Here is a 21,401-nt window from a genome sequence, read left to right as displayed (position 1 = left end):
CACCATGCTTCGCATGGTCCCCCTCCCCGTTACGGGGAGGACATTTTCACCCTAAAGCGCGAGCGAGGGCGACGAACTCGTCCACCGACAGCGTTTCGGCCCGGCGGGCCGGGTCGAGGCCGATGGACTCCATCGCCTCCACGGCCCCGGCAACCGGCTTCAAACTCTGGCGCAGCATCTTGCGGCGCTGGCCGAAGGCGGCCGCCGTGAGACGTTCCAGCGTGCGGAAGCTCACCCCCTCGGGCGCAGGCTTGGGCGTGATGTGCACGACCGCCGACATAACCTTGGGCGGTGGCGTGAAGGCCGAACGGTGGACCGGCATCGCGATCCGCGATTCGCTCCGCCATTGGGTCAGCACGGCCAGACGGCCATAGGAAGACTGGTCGGGCGCCGCGACGATCCGCTCCGCCACTTCCTTCTGGAACATCAGCGTGCAGGACTGCCACCAGGGGAGCCATGCGCCCGACAGCCAGCCGACCAGCAGCGGCGTCCCGACATTATAGGGCAGGTTGGAAACGATATGCGGCTTGCTCTCGAACAACTCGGGCGCGTTGATGCGCAGCGCATCGCCCTCGATCACCTTGAGCCTATCCGGAAAGGCTTCCGCCAGTTCGGCCAGCGCGGGGATGCAGCGACGGTCGCGTTCGATCGCCGTGACCTTGGCCCCCGCCATCAACAGCGCGCGGGTCAGGCCGCCAGGGCCGGGGCCGATTTCCAGCACCTGCCTGTCGGTCAGGTCGCCAGGAATGGCGGCGATCCGGGCCAGCAGCTGGCCGTCGAATAGGAAATTCTGACCCAGCGACTTGGCGGCAGACAGGCCGTGGCGCGCGATGACGTCCCGCAAGGGGGGGAGCGGCGTGATGGGATCCATGTCAGGCGGCCGCTTCGGCCCGACGCTGCGCAGCGTCACCAGCCATCGCGATGGCGGCGATCATCGCACCGGGATGCGCGGCATCCTGCCCCGCCAGGCCAAAGGCCGTGCCATGGTCGGGCGAGGTGCGCACGATGGGCAGACCCAGGGTGATGTTGACGCCTTCGTCGAAATGCAGCGTCTTGATCGGCACGAGCGCCTGGTCGTGATAGCAGCAGAGTGCGGCGTCGTAACGGGCGCGGGCACGCGGATGGAACAGTGTGTCGGCCGCGAATGGGCCGGTCGCGTCGATCCCTTCGGCACGAAGCTGCGCGATGGCGGGTTCGATGAAGTCGATTTCCTCGCGCCCGATTGCGCCGCTCTCGCCCGCATGGGGGTTCAGCCCGGCAAAGACGAGCCGGGGTTCGCGAATGCCGAAATTCTTGCACAGCCCGCGCGCGGTCGCCCGGCCCTTGGCGACGATCAGCTCGACCGACAACAGGCTCGACACCGCCGCCAGCGGGACATGGGTGGTGATCGGCACGACCCGCAAGGAAGGGCCCGCCAGCATCATCACCGCATTCTCGCCTGCCACGCCGCAGCGTTCGGCGACGAACTCGGTCTGGCCGGGATGGGTGAAGCCGATATCGTAGAGTTGCGACTTGCTGACCGGCCCGGTCACGAGCGCACTGGCCGCGTCCGAGCGCACCAGCCCGACCGCCAGCTCCAGCGCATGAAGCGCGCACCGTGCGCCCTCGACATCGGGCTTGCCGGGGCGGATTTCGCCCGCATCGTCGACCGACAGGATCGGCAGTGCCTCGTCGAACGCGGCCACCGCGGCCGCCATGTCCGAGACACGGACGGTCGGGCCGTTCCAGACCCGCGCAATCGCGCGCGAGTCCCCGACCGCGAGGAAGGGCGGCAGCCCCGCCTCCCGGCGCGCGGCCCAGGCCTTGGCGATGATCTCCGGCCCGATCCCGGCCGGGTCGCCCATCGAGATCGCGAGCGGCCGGATCATCTTAACGATATTCGATCACCGCGTCGCGACGAAGGTCGCGCATCTTCTGGTTCGCGCGCAGGTTTACTCGCTGCTGCTCGACCTGATTCTGGATCTGGTCGTTGGTCGGCAGGTTGCCTGAGCGCGGTTCCTCGCGGCCGCACAGGACCAGCGAGCGGACGCCCTGTTCCGGCGAGCCGAAGGGCGGCGTCGCCTCACCGACCTGCAGCTTCAGCAGGATTTCCTGAAGCGGGGCGGGCAGCTGGCGGATCGTCACCTGATCGTTATCGACCACCTCGGCCTTCAGGGCGGTCGCGACACGCTGTACGTCGCCGCAGCCGCGGATGGCCTGGGTCGCCTTGGCGAACTCGGCCGCGCGGGCGCTGGCCTGGGCCTGGGTGGTGCCTGCCGGGAACTTGACCGTCAGCTGTTTGAGCGACAGGCGCGAATCGCGCGGATCGGCGGTCAGGACCTGACGCTTGTCGGTCAGGTACAGGATCGAGAAGCCGCCCGGAATCTGGATCGGCCCGGCGACCTGGCCGACCTGCATCTGGCCCACGGCGGCTTGAAGCTCGGGCGGCAGCTGCGCCGCGCGGACCCAGCCCAAGTCGCCGTTCACCGCGCGGGTCGAGGCCTCGGAGAAGCTGCGCGCAAAATATTCGAAGGGCTGCTGCCCCTTCTGGATTTCGCCGATGATCTGGCGGGCGTTGTTGAAAACCTGCTGCCCGGTCGCCTCGTTGGCGGAGAGGAAGATTTCCTTGAGGTTATATTCCTCGGTGCCCTTGGCGGCTTCCAGGCGGTTGCGGATCGCGGTCACTTCCTCGTCGCCGACATTGACGAACGGTTCGACCCGCTTGCGCAGATAACGGCTCCAAGCCAGTTCGCCCTCGATCTGGCGGCGCATCGACTTTTCGGATGAGCCGACCTGACGCAGGAACGTGTTCATCGCCGCGGGCGTCTTGCCGAACTGCTGCGAGAAGCGGGCATAGGCCTGGTTGATCTCGTCCGGCGTGACGGTGATCTCGGCGGTCTTGGCCTCCTGGATCTGCAACGTCTCGTCGATCAGCTGGCGCAGGATCTGCATGCGCAGACGGTCGCGATCCTCGGCCGACAGGTTGTTCACATTGTTCAGCGCCATGGCCAGTGCCATGCGCTGGTCGATATCGGTCTGGGTCAGCACCGTATCGTTGACGATCGCGGTCGGCTTGCGGACATTGGGGTCCAGCTTGCCGAACAGCTGCATGTTCGAGGGGATGTTCAGCCCGCCGGTGTCCGGTACGGCCTGATCCGGAACGGTCTGCGCCAGCGCGCCGGTCGCCAGTGCGACCAGCATCAGCGTTGCGCCCGCGCGGATGCCGCGGCCCTTGGTACGAATGTCGTGCTTCACCGTGTCTGTGATCCCCATCGCGCCTGACGAAGGCGCGTAACCGTCGCGATATGCTTCGCCCATGCTGAATACCGGCTTAGCGACCGAGATTGGTGAAGGCCAGAGTCAACAGGAAGCTATTGCCCGCCCGTGCGTCGCCCGTCTGCACATAGTCGCGCCGCCAGGTGAAGCCGAGCCGCAGGCAGTCATCCTCATATTGCACGCCGACCCGGTGCCGAATCGGATCGAAGCCGTTCGACAGCGACAAGGCATCTTCCGACCGGTCGGTCAGGTCGACGACGGTCGATCCGAACGCCGACCAGAAGCGGGCGAACTGGACCCGGCCCGCCAGACGCACTTCCTCGCGGTCCTGCAGATCCTCGATCGAGGTGAAGATATTCCGCTTCAGGCGGAGATAGCCGACCTGCGCATAGGTGGTGCGCGATCCGACCGTCGCGTCGATCTCGTTCCGGCGCACCGCGAAGCTGTCCTTGTCGAGCCGGAAGCGATGGGTCAGCGAGACGAAATCGCGGAACCGCATCTCCGTCCGCCCGACGATATCCGACCAGCGATCCGACAGGCCGGTGCCCGGGTAGAGGATGGTCGGCCGGTCGTTCAGGCGGAAGCTCTGTCCGACGATCGTATCGAAGGTGAAGCCCGGCAGGGTCAGCGCCCATTGCGCGCCGTAGGTGATGCGCGTCGAATCCTCGAATCGATCGTAACCGGGGAAGCGGTTCAGTGCGAAGAGGTTGGAATCCTCCAGATCGACCGAGCGCGCGTCTTCGTTGGGAATTTCGATATTCTTGATCTTCGGGCTGGCGACGATCTGCACACGCGGGGTGAAGCGCTGGCTGCCGCCCCAGAGTTCGCCGACGAACGGCCATTTGACGTCCACCGCCAGCGCACCAATGCCGCGCCCCTGGAACCCGGCGAGCCCCTGATAGACCAAAGGCGTCGAGGCGATATTGTTGGCATTATAGGCGTCGGCGCGGCCATAGGCGGTGAAGGTTACCTCCTGGCCCCAGTTGGTCAGGCGGCGCAGGTCCCAGCGCATGCTGGCAAAGGCGCGCTGCGTATCCTGTCCCGCCGTCCGGCTGATGGCCAGCGTGTTGAGCTGCACCTCGAACTTACCGCCGAGCAGCCCGTCGTCGAACCGGCGACGATAGTCGAGTTCGGGCAGCGCGATCGGCTGCTGCCCCTGCGGATCGTTGACGCGCAGCGTTTCGACATACCAACCGGTCAGCGAGAAATAGCTATTGGCGTCGATATGCTCCAGGCTGGCGGTGGTGCGCAGCCGGTCGTCGCGGGAAATGTCATAACGGCGCAGGAAGGTGCGGTCGGTGGTGATCCGCATCGATCCCGACAGGCTCCATTCCGGCGAGAACTGATAGCGGCCGACCGCATCCAGATAGCCGCGAAAGGCCTGGCTGGTATCGGTCGGGTTCAGCGTGTTCAGGTCGTCGCTGCGACGGCTGGCCGTGCCATAGCCGGTGATGCGGAACGCGCCCTTGGTGGTCAGCGCTTCATACTGCGCCTCCAGCATCGGCAGCACCGCCGTGAAGACGTGCGGCGTGACGGTCAGGCCCTTGTTGGGGGCCAGACGCCAGTAATAAGGAACCGCGACCTCGACCCCGTTCACCCGGTCCAGCCGGATGTCGGGCGTCAGGAACCCGCTGTCGCCACCCGAGCCGACGGGCGCGGACAGGCGCGGCAGCGGAATGGTCGGCAGGCCGAACAGGTTGAGCTTGGCGCCGTTGAAGTAAAAGCGCTCGCGATCGGGGCGATAGGTGACGCGGACCGCCGTGATTTTCCAGGACGGCTCCTTGGGGCAGCCTTCCGACGTCTCGACCGCGCAAGGGGTATAGGCGGCGCGTTCCAGATTGACCGTACCGTCCTGCTGGCGGGTGCCGCGAACGGCGGCCAGGCGACCACCCTGTTCCAGGACGACCAGCATATTGTCGACCACGCCGTCCTTCAGAGAATCGGTCAGCTCGATCTGATCGCCATAGGCGATGTCGCCCTGTGGGTTGGTGACGGCGATGTTGCCGGTCGCCAGCACCTTTCCGGTCTTGCGGTTCCATGTGACCTTGTCGGCGCGTAACCGCTCGCCCTCGCGCAGCATCCGGACTTCGCCGGTCGCCGTCACGATATCGGCGTTGATGTCATATTCCAGCTGGTCGGCGCTGAAGCGGACCTGATCGGGATTGGCCGGAGCCGGGCCTTCGCTGGGCGGCGGCGAGACGGGGCGATCCTGAAGGTCCTGCGCGACGGCAGGCATGGCCATGAACAGGGCGAAGGGCAGGGCGCTGCCGGTCAGAAGCGTCATTCTGCGCACGATGATAGCTGTTCCGTCCTTGCCGACACGATGATGAAGCCTCCCCCGGCAGGGCGACGCCTTGAAAGGCCTGCCTATCGCATCACCGGCGGCTTGCTGCAATCGCGCGCTTGCCACGACGGTCCAAGAGCCTAGATGATAGCAACTGTTACCAGTTCAGCAGAGGGTTTCCATGCAGATCGCCTTTACCTCCACCGTCGAAGCCGGTGACGTGCTCGTCCTTCCCTTCCCGAAGGATGCGGTCGATACCGGCCGGATCGAAGGGGAGGGTGCGGCCGCGCTCGCCAAGGCGGCGGTCGACGCCGCGCGCTTCAAGGGAGAGGCCGGTTCGATCGTCGAACTGTTCGCCGCAGTCGGCGGCACGCCGCGCCGCGTCCTGCTGCTGGGTGTCGGTGAAGGCAAGGAGGCCGATTGGCGCAAGGCGGGCGGGGCGGTGACCGCCAAGCTGCTGACCAACGCTTCTTCGGCGTCGGTCGACCTCAGCGGCCTGTCGACCAAGCCTGCCGCCGATGCGGTGGCGAGCTTTGCCGGTGCCGCCGTGCAGCGCGGCTGGCGGCATGACGTATACCGCACCAAGCTGCCCGAAACGTCGAAGCCGACCTTGACCCGTATCGCCATCGTCGGCGCGGGTGACGAGGCCGAGGCGGCCTATACGCGTATCCATGCGGTCAATGGCGGGCTGGAGCTGACCCGCACGCTCGTTTCCGAGCCGCCGAACAAGCTCTACCCGGAAACCTTCGTCGAACGCGTCCTGAACGACGTGGAAGGACTGGGCCTGGAAGTCACCGTGCTGGACGAGGCGCAGATGCGCGATCTGGGCATGGGCGCGCTGCTGGGCGTCAGCCAGGGTTCGGTACGCGAAGGGCGCCTGCTCGTCCTGAAGTGGAATGGCGGCGCGGCCGATGCGGAAACGTTGGCGCTGGTCGGCAAGGGTGTGACCTTCGACACCGGCGGCATCTCGATCAAGCCGGCCGCCGGCATGGAAGACATGAAGTGGGACATGGGCGGCGCTGGCGCGGTCGCGGGGGCGATGAAGGCCATCGCCGCGCGCAAGGCCAAGGCCAATGTCGTCGGCGTCATGGGTCTGGTCGAGAACATGCCCGACGGCAATGCGCAGCGTCCCGGTGACGTGGTCACCTCCATGTCGGGGCAGACGATCGAGGTCATCAACACCGACGCCGAAGGCCGCCTGGTCCTGTGCGATGCGCTGACCTGGGTCCAGAAGACGCATTCGCCCTCGACCATCGTCGATCTCGCCACGCTGACCGGCGCGATGATCATCAGCCTGGGCAGCGAGCATGGCGGTCTGTTCGCCAATGACGACACGCTGGCCGAATCGCTGCTGGCGGCGGGCACCGCGACGGGCGAGAAGCTGTGGCGCTTCCCGCTGGCCGATGCCTATGACAAGCTGATCGACAGCCAGATCGCGGACATGAAGAATGTCGGCCCGCGCGGCGCCGGTTCGATCACTGCAGCTCAGTTCCTGAAGCGTTACATCAACGAAGGCGTCGCCTGGGCGCATCTGGATATCGCGGGCATGGTCTGGTCGGACAAGCCGGGCGTCAATCACGACAAGGGCGCGACCGGATACGGCGTTCGCCTGCTCGACCAGTTCGTCGCGGACCGGTTCGAGGCGTAAGTCGGGTAAGGGGCGGCGCGATGCAGGTCGATTTCTATCATCTGACGATCGCGCCGCTCGACCGTCTGCTGCCCGTCATCGCCGATCGGGTGATGGCGCGCGGCGGCCGATTGCTGATCGTCAGCGGCGACGCGGACCAGCGCGCCGCGCTCGACCGGCAGCTCTGGATGATCCCGGCGGATGGTTTCCTTCCCCATGCCCAGGCGGGTGAGGGCGACGATGCCGCCCAGCCGGTGCTGATCGCGGGCGAGGTTCAGCCGACCAATGGCGCCCGTCATGTCGCGCTGGCCGACGGCGTTTGGCGCGACGAGGCGCTGGCCTTCGACCGGGCGTTCCATTTCTTCGACGGCGACCGCATCGGTGAGGCGCGTACCGCATGGAAGGCATTGGCCGACCGGGAAGGCGTCGAGCGGCGTTACTGGAAGCAGAACGACCAGGGCCGCTGGGAACAGGCGGCCTGACAATCCTCCCCGGTACGGGGAGGGGGACCAGCGAAGCTGGTGGAGGGGGTTAGCCGCAGGGGCGTCCTATGCGGAAGCCCCCCTCCGTCAGACCTGCGGTCTGCCACCTCCCCGTGCCGGGGACGATCAGAGGATCGCCATAAGACATTGCATTGGCCTTCCGCCCCGACTAGGGCGGCGCCACTTCCAGCCAACTCATTTATTCAGGAGCTGCGTGACCATCATGGCCGCGAACCGTACCTTTTCGATCATCAAGCCCGACGCGACCCGCCGCAACCTGACCGGCGCCGTCACCAAGATGCTGGAGGAAGCCGGCCTGCGTGTCGTCGCCTCGAAGCGCATCCAGATGACCCGCGAGCAGGCCGAGGGCTTCTATGCGGTCCACAAGGAGCGTCCCTTCTTCAACGATCTGGTCGAGTTCATGATCTCGGGTCCGGTCGTCGTGCAGGTGCTCGAGGGCGAGAACGCGATGCAGCGCAACCGCGACATCATGGGCGCGACCAACCCGGCGAACGCCGAGCCGGGCACGATCCGCAAGGAACTGGCCGAGTCGATCGAAGCCAACACGGTCCACGGTTCGGACTCGGACGAGAATGCCGAGATCGAGATCGCGTACTTCTTCAAGCCGGAAGAAATCGTCGGCTGATGGAATGGCGGCTGCGACGGGCCGGGCCGGGCGATGCGCCCGCGCTGTCGCTCGTCGCGGCCGCCACCTTCCTCGAGACGTTTGCGGGGACCATCGCCGGTCCCGACATGGTGCGTCATTGCACCCTGAACAGCTCGCCCGCGAAGTTCGACGCCTGGATTTCGGATCCCGCCTGCGTGGCGACCCTGGCGGAGCATCCCGACGGCGCGGCGCCGGTCGGCTATACGCTGCTCACATCCCCCGATCTGCCGGTCGAGACGGATGCGCGGGATATCGAGCTTCGCCGCATCTATACCCTGTCCCTGACGAGCGGCACCGGTCTTGGTCACAGGCTGATGGCCATGGCGATCGATGACGCGCGCGCCATGGGCCGCCGCCGTATGCTCCTCGGCGTACTTGGCATCAACGAACGCGCGCGTGCCTTTTACGAGCGGGAAGGCTTCAGGCTTGCCGGGACCCGGCAGTTCCGGGTCGGCGACACCGTCTTCGACGATGTTGTTTATGCGCGAGAGTTGTGAAGGCGTGCCAGCCTCTCATTCCTCCTTTGCAAGGGGAGGGGAACCAGCGAAGCTGGTGGAGGGGTGTCCTGCTATCGAGAGGGTAACCCCCTCCGTCAGGGCTGACGCCCTGCCACCTCCCCTGCAAGGGGAGGAATGTCGCGTCCTTAACCTCGGCGCGCCGCCCAGGCGGCGTCGAGCTTGGCTTGCGTGCCGTTCCGGTCGCGCAGCCGCAATCCTTCCAGTCGCAGCGTCCGCCCGCGAAGCAGGCGGCCATGGGTGCTCCAGATGATGTCGTAAAGGCCGGTGACGGTCCGCGAAGTATCGCCGTCCCAGTACCGCACGGTGATCAGCGCGGGGAGGCGACCCTCGCGAGTATCGGCTTTGCCGTCGGTCAGGGCAAGGATCGGCCCGGCGATCGGCTCCGCCTCGATGGCCGGATCGCCGACGGGAGCCTGACGTCCAATGCCCGACGCCTTGGGGAAGTCGATCGCTACATCCTGAAGGTCGTGATTCGGATCGCGCAGCAGCAGGCGGCGGCCATCCCCCTCGACCGTGGCGGTCAGGTCGAGCCGGGCGCGCTCCTGCCGCTGGGCGGTGGCGGAGGCGGCCTTGTCCTCGGCATCGCTGCGCCGCTGCGACCAGTTCAGGTACAGGGTCAGCGCAGCCACCATCAACCCGGCGACCGCGACGAACTCCGCCAGCGTCAGTAGACGCCGCCGCGACTTGGCGCGCTCGGCGGCTTCGGTGCCCGCCGGTTCGCTCATCGCCCGCCCGCCTCCAGCAGCTCGGTCGGCGCGACCAGTTCCCAGCTTCGCGCGATACGATCCTCGATCAGCGTCCAGTCGCTGTCGGTCTCTAGCGCCACATCGGTCCAGTGCGGTTCCTGTCCTTCATCGGCGACGCACAGATGGATGGCCGACGACGTGCCGCTCACCCGGAGGAAGGGCGAACCCTCGACCAGAAAGCGGGTTTCGCCGTGCCCAGCCTGCTCGGTCGTGCCGGGCAGCAGCAGGGCGATGTCGCGGATGCGGGACAGGAAATCGGTCATCGACGCACGAACTCCGTGAGTATTTGCGGGTACAATCGATGCTCCTCAACGAGCACACGCGCCGCAAGTGCCGCTGCGTCGTCATCGGACAGGATCGGAACCTCCGCCTGGCCCAGCACTTCGCCGTCATCCAGTTCCTCGGTCACGACATGGACCGAGCATCCCGCCTTGGCATCACCCGCCGCGATGGCACGCTCATGCGTGTCGAGGCCCTTGTAGAGCGGCAGCAGCGAAGGATGGATATTGAGGATGCGCCCCTGCCAGCGCGAGACGAAATCGCCGGACAGCAGCCGCATATAGCCCGCCAATGCGATGACCTCGACACCAGCATCGCGCAGGGCCTGGTCGATCGCCGCCTCATAGGCCGGTTTGCCGATCCCCTTGGGCGACAGGGCGAAGGTGGCGATCCCCTGTTCCTGCGCCCAGGCCAGTCCGGCCGCCTCCGGCTTGTCGGAGGCAACCAGGGCGACGGTATAGGCGGTGTCTGCTTTCTGGGAGGCCGCCACCAGCGACTGCATGTTGGAGCCGCGGCCGGAGATCAGGATGCCGACCTTGACCGGCTCCTTAGCCGACATGGGTCGCGGTCCAGTCCGCCTTGGCGCTCCACGTACCCGCGGAACCCTTGACGGTGCAGCCGCGCTCGCCCGCTTCGACACGGCCCACGGTCACGACCGTCTCACCTGCCGCGCGCAGCGTTTCGGCCAGTGCCTCCGCCTGGTCAGCTGCGACGATCACCGCCATGCCGATACCGCAGTTGAAAGTCCGTGCCATTTCCTCGGGCTCGATCCCGCCCTGAGCCTGGAGGAAGGCCATCAGGCGCGGCTGTTCCCAGCCATCCGCGTCGACCACGGCATGGGCCCCCTTGGGCAGGACGCGCGGGATGTTTTCCAGCAGGCCGCCGCCGGTGATATGGGCGAGGCCTTTGATCGTGCCCGCCTTGAGCGAGGGAAGCAGCGAGCGGACATAGATCCGAGTCGGGGCCATCAGAGCCTCGATCAGCAGCACGTCCTGATCGAACAGCGCCGGGCGATCGAGCTTCCAGCCCTTGTCGGCGGCCAGGCGGCGAACCAGCGAAAAGCCGTTGGAATGGACGCCGGAGGAGGCGAGACCCAGGATCACATCGCCATCGCCGATGGTCGCGCCGGTCAGCACCTGGTCGCGCTCGACCGCCCCGACGCAGAAGCCCGCCAGATCGTAATCGCCCGGTGCATACATGCCCGGCATCTCGGCCGTTTCGCCGCCGATCAGGGCGCATCCGGCGATGCGGCATCCTTCCGCGATGGAGGCGATCACGCGCTCCGGCACATCGCCTTCCAGCTTGGCGGTGGCGTAATAGTCGAGGAAAAACAGCGGCTCGGCGCCTTGCACGACAAGGTCGTTGGCGCACATGGCGACGAGGTCGATGCCGACCCCGTCATGGCGGTCATGCTCGATCGCGAGCTTCAGCTTGGTGCCGACGCCGTCATTGGCCGCGACCAGCAGCGGGTCGGTGAAACCGGCGGCCTTCAGATCGAAGAATCCGCCAAAGCCGCCCAGGTCGGCATCCGCGCCGGGCCGCCGTGTCGCCTTGGCGAGCGGGCCGATCGCGCGGACCAGCGCGTTACCGGCGGCGATCGAAACGCCAGCATCGGCATAGGTGTAGGACGCGCCCTTTTCGGAGGGCGAAGGGCTGGTGGACGGCGTGCTGTTGTCGGTCATGTTTGCCCGTTAGCTATATCGCGCTTGGATTTCCACGCCTGCTTCGCCAAAAGGCCGCGATGCGTTTGCGATTGCCCTCCATCATGGCCGGTCTGGCCGCCCTTGCCGGGCTTGGCATAGGGGGCGGCGCGGTGCTTGCCCAGATCGAAGGGCAGACGCGCGGCGTCGCGCCGGTCGACAATGGCGGATCCTACGAAGTCACCGGCGTCGCGGTCGACGTGTCGGGCCAGACGCCCGAGGCCGCGCGGCTCGGCGGCTGGCGGATCGCCCAGCGCAAGGCATGGGCGATATTGGCACAGCGGCTGGGGCGCGGCGGCACCGCGGCGTCGGACGGGTTGCTCGATTCGCTGGTCAGCGGCATCGTGGTCGAGAATGAACAGATCGGCCCGACCCGCTATGTCGCCAAGCTGGGTGTGTTGTTCGACCGGGTTCGCGCCGCCTCGGTGCTGGGCGTGTCGGCCTATGCCGATCGCTCGCCGCCGATGCTGGTGATGCCGCTGCAAATCTCGGGCGGCGTGTCGCAGATGTTCGAGGCTCGTACCCCCTGGCAACAGGCCTGGGCACGGTTCCGCACCGGCAACAGCACGATCGATTATATCCGCCCCTCGGGTACCGGGGCGGAGCCGCTGCTGATGAATGCCGGGCAGATTGGGCGGCGCCCGCGTGGCTGGTGGCGCTCGATCCTCGACCAATATGGCGCGTCGGACATTCTGATCCCCGTCGTGCACCTCTATCGGCAATGGCCCGGCGGTCCGGTGATCGGCGTGTTCGAGGCCCGACATGGGCCCGACAATAGCCTGCTCGGCACGATCACCTTGCGGGTCGGCAGCACCGATGGACTGTCGCAGTTGCTGGATACCGGCGTCGCGCGACTCGATGGGCTGTATCAAAAGGCGCTGGCCAGCGGTGCGCTGCACCCCGATGCGACGCTTGCCCCGCCGCCCAAGCCGCAGGCGGTGGTCATCGACGATACGACGCCGGGCGAGGAGCCGATTGCGGGGCTGGATGCCGCCATTGCGTCGTCGCCGGGCGCGGGGATCGCTGTCACGCTGCAATATGATGCGCCGACCGCCAGCGCTGTCGCCAATGCCGAAAGCCTGATTCGGGGCATCCCGGGCGTGGTGCGCGCGGGCACGACCAGCCTGGCGCTGGGCGGCGTGTCGATCATGGCCGTCACCTATGACGGCGACCCCGATCAGCTTCGCCGCGCGCTTGAGCAGCGCGGTCTTCAGGTGTCCGGATCGGGCACCACCCTTCGCATCCGGCGCGCACCGCAAGTGCCCGCGCCGGTGCCTCCTGCGGATACTGTGATTACCGGATGAACCAGATGGCGTTGCCGCTGCAATGGCCGGCGAACCCCCGATCCGATGCGTTCCTGCTGACCGATTCCAACCGATTGGCGGCACGGATGCTCGAACAATGGGAAGCGTGGCCGACCATGGCCGCGATCCTCACCGGCCCGCGCAAGTCGGGACGGTCTCTGCTGGCGCGCATCTTTGCGGCCAAGAGCGGGGGCACGATCATCGACGATGCCGAGCGCGTCCCCGAGGTGCAGATCTTCCACGCCTGGAACCGGGCGCAGGCCGACCGGCTGCCGTTGCTGATCGTTGCCGATTCGCCGCCGCCGCGCTGGCAGGTAAAGTTGCCCGACCTCCGCTCGCGCCTGGCGAACAGCAGCCTGGCGGAGATCGGCGCGCCCGATGACGAACTGGTCGCCGGGCTGTTCGAGCATCTGTTCGAGCGGCGTGGCCTAGATGCCCGCCCCGATCTGATCGAGTGGCTGACGCTTCGGATCGAACGGAGTCACCTTTCTGTCATCCGCGCAGTGGATATGCTCGACCAGGGGGCGATGGAACGGCGCGCGCGCTTGTCCATTCCCCTTGCACGCTCCACTCTGATCGCGGCCGGTCTGATCGCCGAGCCGTAAGCCCTAAGCGAGACATGATGACCCGTCCTGCCCATATCGCGCAAATGTCAGAACCCGACGACGATCATTTCGCGACGGAGCCGAACGGGCGGTACTTCAACCGCGAGCTGTCATGGCTGGCCTTCAACCGCCGCGTGCTGGAAGAGGCGTGCAATACGGCGCACCCGCTGCTGGAGCGGCTGCGCTTCCTGTCGATTTCGGGATCGAACCTCGACGAGTTCTTCATGGTCCGCGTGGCGGGCTTGAAGGGCCAGCAGGCGCAGGATGTCGAACAGCGGTCGGTCGATGGCCTGACACCGGGGCAGCAGCTGAGCGGCATCGTTGCCGAGGCGGATCGCCTTATGGCCAGCCAGCAGGAGGTCTGGGGCGACCTGCGTAACCTGCTCGACGAGGCGGGTATCTTCGTTCTGCGACGCGATGCCATCGACCAGGAGGCGAGCACCTGGCTGGAAACGCATGTCCGCGAACAGATTTTCCCGATACTGACCCCGCAGGCGCTCGATCCGGCGCACCCGTTTCCGTTCATCCCCAACAAGGGTCTGTCGATGATCTTCGACCTGACCCGCGTGTCGGACAAGGCGCCGATTCGCGAGCTTGTCATGATTCCGTCGACCATGCCGCGCTTCGTCCGCCTGCCGGGCGAGGGCGCCCGCTATGTCTCGATCGAGACGATCCTGCGTCGCTTCTCCGGGCTGCTGTTTCCGGGGTATGTCGTCAACGGCGCCGCGACCTTCCGCGTGCTGCGCGACAGCGATATCGAGATCGAGGAAGAGGCGGAGGATCTGGTCCGCTACTTCGCCAACGCCATCAAGCGGCGGCGGCGCGGGCGGGTGATCCGGCTGGAGCTGGAGACCGGCATGCCCGACGAACTCGCCGATGTGCTGCGCGGGGAACTGGGCGGGTCCGACGCGATCATCACCGAGAGTGGCAACCTGCTGGGCATCGGCGATCTCGACATGCTGGTCGACGAGGATCGGCCGGACCTGAAATTCCCGCCTTATTCCCCCCGTTTCCCCGAGCGTATCCGCGAATTCGCGGGCGATTGCTTTGCCGCGATCAAGGCCAAGGACATCGTCGTCCATCACCCCTATGAAACGTTCGAGGTGGTGATCGCCTTCCTGAAACAAGCGGCCGCGGATCCCGATGTCGTTGCGATCAAACAGACGCTCTACCGCGCGGGCAAGCAGTCGGCGATCATCAATGCGCTGATCGCGGCGGCCGAGGCGGGCAAGTCGGTGACCGCGATCGTCGAGCTGAAGGCGCGGTTCGACGAAGAGCAGAATCTGTACTGGGCCTCCGCGCTGGAGCGGGCGGGGGTGCAGGTCGTCTATGGGTTCATCGACTGGAAGACGCATGCGAAGGTGTCGATGGTCGTCCGGCGCGAGGGCAGCGATTTCCGCACCTACTGCCATTTCGGCACGGGCAATTATCATCCGATCACCGCGCGCATCTATACCGATCTGAGCTTCTTCACCGCCGACCCTCTGCTGGGGCGCGATGCGGCGCAGATGTTCAATTACATCACGGGCTATGTCGAACCCGTGGCCATGAACCGGGTCAGCCTGTCGCCGCGCGATCTGCGCCATAATCTGATGGCGCTGATCGATGCCGAGATCGCCCATGCCCGTGCCGGACGGACCGGCAGCCTGTGGGCGAAGGTCAACTCGCTGGTCGATCCGCAGGTCATCGAGAAGCTCTATGAGGCGAGCGGCGCAGGGGTCGAGATCGACCTGATCGTACGCGGCATCTGCTGCCTGCGCCCCGGTGTGCCTGGCATGTCGGAGAATATCCGGGTGAAGTCGGTCATCGGCCGCTTTCTGGAGCATAGCCGTATCTGGGCGTTCGGCGACGGCAAGGCGCTGCCCCATGACGCGGCCAAGGTTTTCATCTCCTCGGCCGACTGGATGCCGCGCAATTTCGACCGGCGGGTCGAATATATGCTGCCGATCCTCAACCCGACCGTCCATGACCAGATCCTCGACCAGGTGATGGTCGCCAATCTGCTCGACAACGAACAGAGCTGGGAACTGGAGCCGGACGGCAGCTATGTCCGCGATCAGCCCGGCGATCAGCGCCCCTTCAACCTGCATCGGTATTTCATGACCAATCCCTCGCTTTCGGGGCGCGGTGCCGCGCTCGACACCAGCAAGGCGGTGCCGACCCTGTCGCTCCGGCGGCAGCGTTGACGGGCGCGCGCTGAGAGATGGCAGGTTCCCGCGCGCCGCGCACGGCGATCATCGATATCGGCTCCAACTCGGTCCGCCTGGTCGTCTATCAGGGGCCGCCGCGCCTCCCTGCGATCCTGTTCAACGAGAAGGTGATGGCGGGTCTGGGGCGCGGACTGGCGGCAACCGGGGCGATCGATCCGGCTTCGCTCGGCAAGGCGCAGGTCGCGCTGGCCCGTTTCGCCAGTCTGGCGCGCGAAATGGGCGTCACCACGCTCCGCACGGTCGCGACGGCGGCGGTGCGCGACGCGGCCAATGGCGGCGAACTGATCGCCTGTGCCGAGTCGCTGGGGCTGGAGGTCGAGCTTCTGTCCGGAGAACAGGAGGCCAAGGCAGCGGGAGAGGGTGTTCTCTCGGCCATTCCCGATGCCGATGGGATCGTCGGCGATCTGGGCGGCGGCAGCCTGGAACTGGTGCGGGTCCGCGACGGCGGCGTCGAGGACCGCGTTTCCTTCCCGCTCGGCGTGTTGCGTATCCCGGCGCTGCGCGAAAAGGGCAGCAAGGCGTTCGAGCGGCTGATCGGCCGCCTGATCGAGGAGGCGGGCTGGGAAGGACGCGGGCGTGGTTTGCCCTTCTACCTCGTCGGCGGCTCGTGGCGTGCGTTGGCGCGGCTGGACATGACGCTGGCCGATTATCCGCTGCCCATCATCCATCATTACGAACTGACGCCGCTCGACATTTTGCGCCTGTCGCGGACCATCCCGCATCTCAGCAAGGCCCGCCTGCGCGAGGTGAAGGGGCTGTCGTCCAGCCGCGCCGCGACGCTGGCGGATGCGACCGCGCTGCTCAGCGTGCTGCTCAAGCATCTGGGCAGCAGTACGACCGTGGTGTCCGCCTTCGGTCTTCGTGAGGGGCTTCTCTATGGCGGGCTGGACGCCAAGACGCGGGCACTCGATCCGCTGATCGTCGCGGCACGCGAGGAAGGGCGGCTGCTGGGTCGCTTCCCCGAGCATGGCGATCTGCTAGAAAGCTGGATCGCGCCGCTCTTCGCGGGCGAGGCGACGGCAGAGGCAAGGCTGCGTCACGCGGCCTGTCTGCTGGCCGATGTGGGCTGGCGGGCGAACCCGGAATTCCGCGCCGAACGCGGTGTCGAGATCGCGCTTCACGGCAATTGGGTCGGCATCGATGCGGAGGCGCGGGCGATGCTGGCGCAGGCACTCCACACCAGCCTGGGCGGCGGCCTGGACGTGCCGTCACCGCTCGCCGAACTTGCCAGCCCCGCGCAGTTGAAGTTGGCGACCAGCTGGGGTCTGGCGATCCGGCTGGGCCAGCGGCTCAGCGGCGGATTGGCCGGGCCGCTGGAACGGACGGGGCTCGTGCTGGACGACACCCGTCTCGGCCTGGAAATGCTGGAAGCAGATCGGGGCTTTTATGGCGAAGCGGTGGAGCGTCGCCATGCAACGCTCGCCGCCGCCTTGGGCAAGACTCCGGTGCGGCTTACCCGCACTTGAGCCGAACGACCCGGCCCTCGGCATCGGTTTCGATGTTGAGCCGGTCGGGTCGATAATCCATCGTCACGGCATTGCCCGGTGCGATGACCCGGAGGTCCCGCGCACCGGTGCGCTTCTGCGTCGGCGCGCGGAGCGCCTCGGTCCAGCGTTTGCCGATCAGGTCGGCTGCCTTGCCGTCACCGCATCCCGACACATCGGCAGGCCCCTGGGCTTTCGGCGTCGTCACGCAGGCGGCGAGCGGCAGTATGGCGAGTAGGATAGCCCAGCGGGTCATGCCGGGTCCTCGGCGGTACGGACCATCTTCAACTTGCCGCCCTTTACGACGAAGCCGGTGCGGCCCTCGACCAGATCTAGCGCGTCGCGCCCGAACTGCTCGAACCGCCAGCCGTCGAGCACCGACAGGTCGGAGCGAACCCCCGCCGCCAGCATTTCCAGATCGTCGGCGCGGGCGAGCAGGCGCGGTGCCACATCGATGTCGCGCGCCCGGATCTTCAGCAGCAGCTTGAGCAGATCGGCGACCAGCGCACCCTCGCGACCCAGTCCCGGCTTGCGATCGTCCCGAGCGGGCAGTTCGTCGGCGCTCAGCGGTTCGGCACCGTCCAGCGCGTCCATCAGGCGCGCGCCGATGTCGTTGCCCGCCCAGGTCGCGGACAGGCCACGGACCTTGGCCAGATCGGCCTGCTTGCGCGGCGGATGCCCGGCGAGGTCGGCCAGCGTCTCATCCTTGACGAGGCGACCGCGCGGCAGGTCCTTGGCCTGCGCCTCCAGTTCGCGCCAACGGGCCAGCGCCTTCAGGCGGCCGAGCATATCGGGCTTGCGGCCCGAGACGCGGACACGCTTCCACGCGACATCGGGATCGTTGGCATAGTGCGCCGGGTCCGCCAGCCGCTCCATTTCCTGGTCCAGCCACGCCCCGCGCCCGGTCTTGCGCAGACGCTCCAGCATCTTGGGGAAGATCGCGGCCAGATGGGTGACGTCGCCAATCGCATAATCGACCTGGCGCTGGTCGAGCGGGCGGCGCGACCAGTCGGTGAAGCGCGCGCCCTTGTCGACCGAAATGCCCAGCCAGCTGTCGACTAGGTTCGAGTAACCGATCTGCTCGCCCTGGCCCAGCGCCATCGCCGCGATCTGGGTGTCGAACAGGGGATGCGGGGTCTTGCCGGTCAGGTTGTAGATGATCTCGATATCCTGGCCGCCCGCGTGGAAGACCTTCAGCACCTGATCATTGTTGACCAGCAGATCGAGCAGCGGGGTCATGTCCAGCCCCGGCGCCTTGGGATCGATCGCGGCGGCCTCTTCGGTATCGGCGATCTGGATCAGGCAAAGCTCCGGCCAATAGGTGCTTTCCCGCATGAACTCGGTATCGACCATCACATAGTCGGCCTGCGAGAGACGGGCGCAGAGATTGGCGAGCGTGGCGCTGTCGGTAATCAACGGATGAACGTGCATCGCATGCACATAGCCCGACCCGCGCGGGTTGACAAAGAGGAACGCGCAAACGCCCACCCTGGGCACATTGGGATTGACAAATTGGGGGTGGGCGGGGAAGCGGCAGCACTTTCCCCAGACGTACAGAGAATGTCCGCCATGCACGCCTATCGTACCCACACCTGCGCCGCGCTGACTGCTGAAGCGGTCGGCGAGACGGTCCGCCTGTCCGGCTGGGTCCATCGCAAGCGCGATCATGGCGGCGTGCTGTTCGTCGATCTGCGCGACCATTACGGCATCACCCAGATCGTCGCCGACAGCGACACGCCCGCGCTGGCCATCCTGGAAAGCGTCCGCGTCGAATCGGTCGTGACGATCGACGGCGTGGTGAAGGCGCGCTCGGCGGGAACCGTCAACGCCAATCTGGCGACCGGTGAGATCGAGGTGTTCGCGCGCGGCGCGACCGTGCTGTCGGCGGCCGAGGAACTGCCGATGCCGGTGGCGGGCGAGCAGGAATATCCGGAAGATATCCGCCTGCGCTATCGGTTCCTCGACCTTCGCCGCGAGACGCTGCACGCCAATATCGTGCGCCGCACGCAAGTGATCTCCGACATGCGTCGTCGCATGGAGGCCGGTGGCTTCACCGAATATTCGACGCCGATCCTGACCGCGTCGTCGCCGGAGGGCGCGCGCGACTTCCTGGTGCCGAGCCGCATCCATCCGGGCAAGTTCTACGCGCTGCCCCAGGCGCCGCAGCAGTATAAGCAGCTGCTGATGGTCGCGGGTTTCGACCGTTATTTCCAGATCGCACCCTGTTTCCGCGACGAGGACCCGCGCGCCGACCGTCTGCCGGGGGAATTCTACCAGCTCGACCTAGAGATGAGCTTCGTGACGCAGGAAGAGGTGTGGGAGACGATGGAGCCGGTGATCGGCGGCATCTTCGAAAAGTTCGCCGATGGCCGCACCGTCACGCCGATCGGCCAGTTCCCGCGCATCCCGTACTCGGAGTCGATGCTGAAGTACGGCAACGACAAGCCCGATCTGCGCAATCCGCTGATCATCACCGATGTCTCGGAGCATTTCACGACCTCGGGCTTCGGCCTGTTTGAGAAGATCGTCGGCTCGGGCGGGGTCGTCCGCGCGATCCCGGCACCGAAGACCGCCGAGAAGAGCCGCAAGTTCTTCGACGAGATGAACGAGTGGGCGCGCGCCGAAGGTCATGCGGGCCTGGGCTATGTGACCCGCAAGGGCGGCGAGTTCGGCGGTCCGATCGCCAAGAACCATGGCACCGAGGGCATGGAAGCGCTCTACGCCGCCCTGGGCCTCGGCCCCGATGACGGCCTGTTCTTTGCGGCGGGCAAGGTCGAGGCGGCGGCCAAGCTCGCAGGGCTCGCACGCACCCGCGTCGCCGAGCAGCTGGGCCTGATCGAGGAGGGCGCGTTCCGCCTGTGCTGGATCGTCGACTTCCCCTTCTACGAGTGGGACGAGGACGAGAAGAAGGTCGAGTTCGCGCACAACCCTTTCTCGATGCCGCAGGGTGGCATGGAGGCGCTGAACTCCGCCGATCCGCTGTCGCTGAAGGCCTATCAATATGATCTGGTCTGCAACGGCTTCGAAATCGCGTCGGGTTCGATCCGCAACCAGTCGCCCGAGCTGATGGTCGCCGCGTTCGAGAAGGTCGGCCTGTCGAAGGCGGATGTCGAGGAGCGCTTCGGCGGCCTCTACCGCGCCTTCCAGTACGGCGCGCCGCCGCACGGTGGCATGGCCGCCGGTGTCGACCGGATCGTCATGCTGATCTGCGGTGCGCAGAATCTGCGCGAAATCTCGCTGTTCCCGATGAACCAGCGCGCCGAAGACCTGTTGATGGGCGCGCCCAGCCTGCCCAGCAACAAGCAGATGCGCGAACTGTCGCTTCGTTCGACAGCGGAAGCCAAGAAGGACGTGGATCAGGTCGTCGCGTCGGCCGGCTGATCCCGGATCACAGGATAACAAAAAGGGCGGGCGCCGGATGCGGCGTCCGCCCTTTCGCGTGTCGTGTCCGGGCCAGGGGCCCGGACCGACTTCCTTACGCCGCGACCAGTGCCGGGGCGGCGGGCTTGAACTCGCCGCTCTCGTCCATCAGGTGCAGCACGCCGTCGGCGATCGCAAAATAGGCACCGCGCAGCGTCAGCGTACCGGCTTCCTCGCGCTTGGTGACGAAGGGGAAGGTGCGCAGGTTGGCGATCGAGGTGCGGACCGATTCGAGTTCCATCTCACGCATCGCGTCCGGACCGTCGCCATGCTTGGCGATGACCTTCTCACGCGCGCCGTCGAGCAAGCTGACCCAATCGGACACGAACCCGCCTTCGCCCTGCGGGGCATGGGCGAACCCTTGCGTCAGCGCGGCTTTGCAGCCGCCGCAGGCGCCATGGCCCATGACGACGACGTCGGTCACTTCCAACTGCGTCACCGCGAATTCCAGCGCGGCCGAGACACCGTGATGACCGCCGCCCGTCTCGAAGGGGGGGACGAGGTTGGCGACGTTGCGCACGACGAAGATTTCACCGGGCAGCGTGTCGAAAATCTGCGCCGGATCGACGCGGCTGTCCGAACAGGCGATCACCATCACCTTGGGGCTCTGGCCTTCCTTCAACTCGGCCCAGCGGTCGCGCTGGCGACGCCAATCGGAGGTCCGAAAGCGCTGATAGCCATCCACGAGGTCGTTAAAGTCGGTCATTGCTCTCTCTTATCCAATGAAGGAAACGATGCTGTAGCAGGCGAACCCGAGCATGGCCGTTTCGGTTCCATATCAAAATGTGTCTGTCCACCGATATGTTCGCCATGCTCGTGG

Annotated in this window: 20 protein-coding genes; 9 read left to right on the top strand and 11 right to left on the bottom strand. The window is 66.5% G+C overall.

All coding sequences use genetic code 11. From position 1 onward, the window contains the following. Positions 1 to 46: 46 nt before the first annotated feature. From rsmA to ACWKSV_RS05250, 4 genes are read right to left on the bottom strand one after another with little or no spacing between them, the layout of a single operon-like run. Entirely contained in the window at positions 47 to 871 is an 825-nt protein-coding gene (rsmA, locus tag ACWKSV_RS05265) for a 16S rRNA (adenine(1518)-N(6)/adenine(1519)-N(6))-dimethyltransferase RsmA (protein WP_076718185.1), read from the bottom strand. 1 nt (position 872) lies between these two features. Next, a complete protein-coding gene (pdxA, locus tag ACWKSV_RS05260) occupies positions 873 to 1,868 on the bottom strand; it encodes a 4-hydroxythreonine-4-phosphate dehydrogenase PdxA (protein WP_076716388.1) in 996 nt (331 codons plus the stop codon). Position 1,869: 1 nt separating this feature from the next. Then, on the bottom strand, positions 1,870 to 3,297 hold the full coding sequence (locus tag ACWKSV_RS05255) for a peptidylprolyl isomerase (protein ID WP_172839666.1): 1,428 nt from the start codon (positions 3,295 to 3,297) through the stop codon (positions 1,870 to 1,872). Positions 3,298 to 3,310: 13 nt separating this feature from the next. Continuing rightward, positions 3,311 to 5,539: an LPS-assembly protein LptD gene (locus ACWKSV_RS05250; protein ID WP_172839665.1), complete on the bottom strand. Its 2,229-nt coding sequence runs from the start codon at positions 5,537 to 5,539 to the stop codon at positions 3,311 to 3,313. Between the two features lie 181 nt (positions 5,540 to 5,720). Between ACWKSV_RS05250 and ACWKSV_RS05245 the strand changes: the two genes are divergently transcribed. The 4 genes from ACWKSV_RS05245 (at position 5,721) to ACWKSV_RS05230 (ending at position 8,812) form a co-directional block, all read left to right on the top strand. Next, positions 5,721 to 7,187 (top strand): leucyl aminopeptidase, encoded by a 1,467-nt coding sequence (locus ACWKSV_RS05245; RefSeq protein ID WP_076716385.1) that lies wholly within the window; start codon positions 5,721 to 5,723, stop codon positions 7,185 to 7,187. A gap of 20 nt (positions 7,188 to 7,207) precedes the next feature. After that, the gene (locus ACWKSV_RS05240; protein WP_076716384.1) at positions 7,208 to 7,648 is read left to right on the top strand and encodes a DNA polymerase III subunit chi; all 441 of its coding nucleotides are present in this window, start codon (positions 7,208 to 7,210) and stop codon (positions 7,646 to 7,648) included. A 223-nt stretch (positions 7,649 to 7,871) separates the two neighbouring features. Next, a complete protein-coding gene (ndk, locus tag ACWKSV_RS05235) occupies positions 7,872 to 8,294 on the top strand; it encodes a nucleoside-diphosphate kinase (RefSeq protein WP_007403624.1) in 423 nt (140 codons plus the stop codon). Continuing rightward, on the top strand, positions 8,294 to 8,812 hold the full coding sequence (locus tag ACWKSV_RS05230; protein WP_076716382.1) for a GNAT family N-acetyltransferase: 519 nt from the start codon (positions 8,294 to 8,296) through the stop codon (positions 8,810 to 8,812). Before ndk ends, ACWKSV_RS05230 begins: the two co-directional genes overlap by 1 nt. 146 nt (positions 8,813 to 8,958) lie before the next feature. Here the strand turns inward: ACWKSV_RS05230 and ACWKSV_RS05225 are convergent, their stop codons facing one another. From ACWKSV_RS05225 to purM, 4 genes are read right to left on the bottom strand one after another with little or no spacing between them, the layout of a single operon-like run. Next, entirely contained in the window at positions 8,959 to 9,558 is a 600-nt protein-coding gene (locus tag ACWKSV_RS05225; RefSeq protein ID WP_076716381.1) for a hypothetical protein, read from the bottom strand. Further along, a complete protein-coding gene (locus ACWKSV_RS05220) occupies positions 9,555 to 9,842 on the bottom strand; it encodes a hypothetical protein (protein WP_076716379.1) in 288 nt (95 codons plus the stop codon). The genes ACWKSV_RS05225 and ACWKSV_RS05220 overlap by 4 nt, the downstream gene beginning before the upstream one ends. Further along, the gene (purN, locus tag ACWKSV_RS05215; protein WP_076716377.1) at positions 9,839 to 10,417 is read right to left on the bottom strand and encodes a phosphoribosylglycinamide formyltransferase; all 579 of its coding nucleotides are present in this window, start codon (positions 10,415 to 10,417) and stop codon (positions 9,839 to 9,841) included. The genes ACWKSV_RS05220 and purN overlap by 4 nt, the downstream gene beginning before the upstream one ends. After that, a complete protein-coding gene (purM, locus tag ACWKSV_RS05210; RefSeq protein ID WP_076716376.1) occupies positions 10,407 to 11,540 on the bottom strand; it encodes a phosphoribosylformylglycinamidine cyclo-ligase in 1,134 nt (377 codons plus the stop codon). Before purM ends, purN begins: the two co-directional genes overlap by 11 nt. A 59-nt stretch (positions 11,541 to 11,599) precedes the next feature. Between purM and ACWKSV_RS05205 the strand changes: the two genes are divergently transcribed. From ACWKSV_RS05205 to ACWKSV_RS05190, 4 genes are read left to right on the top strand one after another with little or no spacing between them, the layout of a single operon-like run. Next, positions 11,600 to 12,862 (top strand): hypothetical protein, encoded by a 1,263-nt coding sequence (locus ACWKSV_RS05205; RefSeq protein ID WP_076718183.1) that lies wholly within the window; start codon positions 11,600 to 11,602, stop codon positions 12,860 to 12,862. Continuing rightward, a complete protein-coding gene (locus ACWKSV_RS05200; protein ID WP_076716374.1) occupies positions 12,859 to 13,467 on the top strand; it encodes an HdaA/DnaA family protein in 609 nt (202 codons plus the stop codon). The genes ACWKSV_RS05205 and ACWKSV_RS05200 overlap by 4 nt, the downstream gene beginning before the upstream one ends. Positions 13,468 to 13,484: 17 nt before the next feature. Beyond that, entirely contained in the window at positions 13,485 to 15,653 is a 2,169-nt protein-coding gene (locus ACWKSV_RS05195) for an RNA degradosome polyphosphate kinase (protein ID WP_076718181.1), read from the top strand. Positions 15,654 to 15,670: 17 nt separating this feature from the next. Continuing rightward, positions 15,671 to 17,143 carry a Ppx/GppA family phosphatase gene (locus ACWKSV_RS05190; protein WP_076716373.1) on the top strand — a complete coding sequence of 491 codons (1,473 nt, stop codon included), beginning with the start codon at positions 15,671 to 15,673 and terminating at the stop codon, positions 17,141 to 17,143. Here the strand turns inward: ACWKSV_RS05190 and ACWKSV_RS05185 are convergent. After that, the gene (locus ACWKSV_RS05185; RefSeq protein WP_076716371.1) at positions 17,130 to 17,417 is read right to left on the bottom strand and encodes an I78 family peptidase inhibitor; all 288 of its coding nucleotides are present in this window, start codon (positions 17,415 to 17,417) and stop codon (positions 17,130 to 17,132) included. The two genes, ACWKSV_RS05190 and ACWKSV_RS05185, sit on opposite strands and share 14 nt — an antisense overlap. After that, positions 17,414 to 18,592: a ribonuclease D gene (gene rnd, locus ACWKSV_RS05180; RefSeq protein ID WP_156884286.1), complete on the bottom strand. Its 1,179-nt coding sequence runs from the start codon at positions 18,590 to 18,592 to the stop codon at positions 17,414 to 17,416. The genes ACWKSV_RS05185 and rnd overlap by 4 nt, the downstream gene beginning before the upstream one ends. 138 nt (positions 18,593 to 18,730) lie before the next feature. On the opposite strand from rnd, the gene aspS reads away from it, so the two are divergent. Beyond that, positions 18,731 to 20,542, top strand: a complete 1,812-nt coding sequence (aspS, locus tag ACWKSV_RS05175) for an aspartate--tRNA ligase (RefSeq protein WP_076718179.1) — start codon at positions 18,731 to 18,733, stop codon at positions 20,540 to 20,542. 94 nt (positions 20,543 to 20,636) lie between these two features. On the opposite strand, the gene ACWKSV_RS05170 is transcribed toward aspS, so the two are convergent. Then, positions 20,637 to 21,287: a carbonic anhydrase gene (locus ACWKSV_RS05170; protein ID WP_056434883.1), complete on the bottom strand. Its 651-nt coding sequence runs from the start codon at positions 21,285 to 21,287 to the stop codon at positions 20,637 to 20,639. Positions 21,288 to 21,401: the final 114 nt, after the last annotated feature.

It is taken from the genome of Sphingomonas sp. SphC10, from assembly GCF_057004845.1.
This window is presented reverse-complemented; position numbering and strand designations above follow the sequence as displayed.

Coding starts and splice junctions, on each gene's coding strand:
- ACWKSV_RS05170 (WP_056434883.1), bottom strand. CDS start 21,287: ATGACCGACTTTAACGACCTCGTGGATGGCTATCAGCGCTTTCGGACC.
- purM (WP_076716376.1), bottom strand. CDS start 11,540: ATGACCGACAACAGCACGCCGTCCACCAGCCCTTCGCCCTCCGAAAAG.
- ACWKSV_RS05205 (WP_076718183.1), top strand. CDS start 11,600: ATGCGTTTGCGATTGCCCTCCATCATGGCCGGTCTGGCCGCCCTTGCC.
- pdxA (WP_076716388.1), bottom strand. CDS start 1,868: ATGATCCGGCCGCTCGCGATCTCGATGGGCGACCCGGCCGGGATCGGG.
- ACWKSV_RS05195 (WP_076718181.1), top strand. CDS start 13,485: ATGACCCGTCCTGCCCATATCGCGCAAATGTCAGAACCCGACGACGAT.
- ACWKSV_RS05250 (WP_172839665.1), bottom strand. CDS start 5,539: ATGACGCTTCTGACCGGCAGCGCCCTGCCCTTCGCCCTGTTCATGGCC.
- ACWKSV_RS05185 (WP_076716371.1), bottom strand. CDS start 17,417: ATGACCCGCTGGGCTATCCTACTCGCCATACTGCCGCTCGCCGCCTGC.
- ACWKSV_RS05240 (WP_076716384.1), top strand. CDS start 7,208: ATGCAGGTCGATTTCTATCATCTGACGATCGCGCCGCTCGACCGTCTG.
- ACWKSV_RS05230 (WP_076716382.1), top strand. CDS start 8,294: ATGGAATGGCGGCTGCGACGGGCCGGGCCGGGCGATGCGCCCGCGCTG.
- ACWKSV_RS05200 (WP_076716374.1), top strand. CDS start 12,859: ATGAACCAGATGGCGTTGCCGCTGCAATGGCCGGCGAACCCCCGATCC.
- aspS (WP_076718179.1), top strand. CDS start 18,731: ATGCACGCCTATCGTACCCACACCTGCGCCGCGCTGACTGCTGAAGCG.
- rsmA (WP_076718185.1), bottom strand. CDS start 871: ATGGATCCCATCACGCCGCTCCCCCCCTTGCGGGACGTCATCGCGCGC.
- ACWKSV_RS05225 (WP_076716381.1), bottom strand. CDS start 9,558: ATGAGCGAACCGGCGGGCACCGAAGCCGCCGAGCGCGCCAAGTCGCGG.
- ACWKSV_RS05255 (WP_172839666.1), bottom strand. CDS start 3,297: ATGGGCGAAGCATATCGCGACGGTTACGCGCCTTCGTCAGGCGCGATG.
- purN (WP_076716377.1), bottom strand. CDS start 10,417: ATGTCGGCTAAGGAGCCGGTCAAGGTCGGCATCCTGATCTCCGGCCGC.
- ACWKSV_RS05220 (WP_076716379.1), bottom strand. CDS start 9,842: ATGACCGATTTCCTGTCCCGCATCCGCGACATCGCCCTGCTGCTGCCC.
- ACWKSV_RS05245 (WP_076716385.1), top strand. CDS start 5,721: ATGCAGATCGCCTTTACCTCCACCGTCGAAGCCGGTGACGTGCTCGTC.
- ACWKSV_RS05190 (WP_076716373.1), top strand. CDS start 15,671: ATGGCAGGTTCCCGCGCGCCGCGCACGGCGATCATCGATATCGGCTCC.
- rnd (WP_156884286.1), bottom strand. CDS start 18,592: ATGCACGTTCATCCGTTGATTACCGACAGCGCCACGCTCGCCAATCTC.
- ndk (WP_007403624.1), top strand. CDS start 7,872: ATGGCCGCGAACCGTACCTTTTCGATCATCAAGCCCGACGCGACCCGC.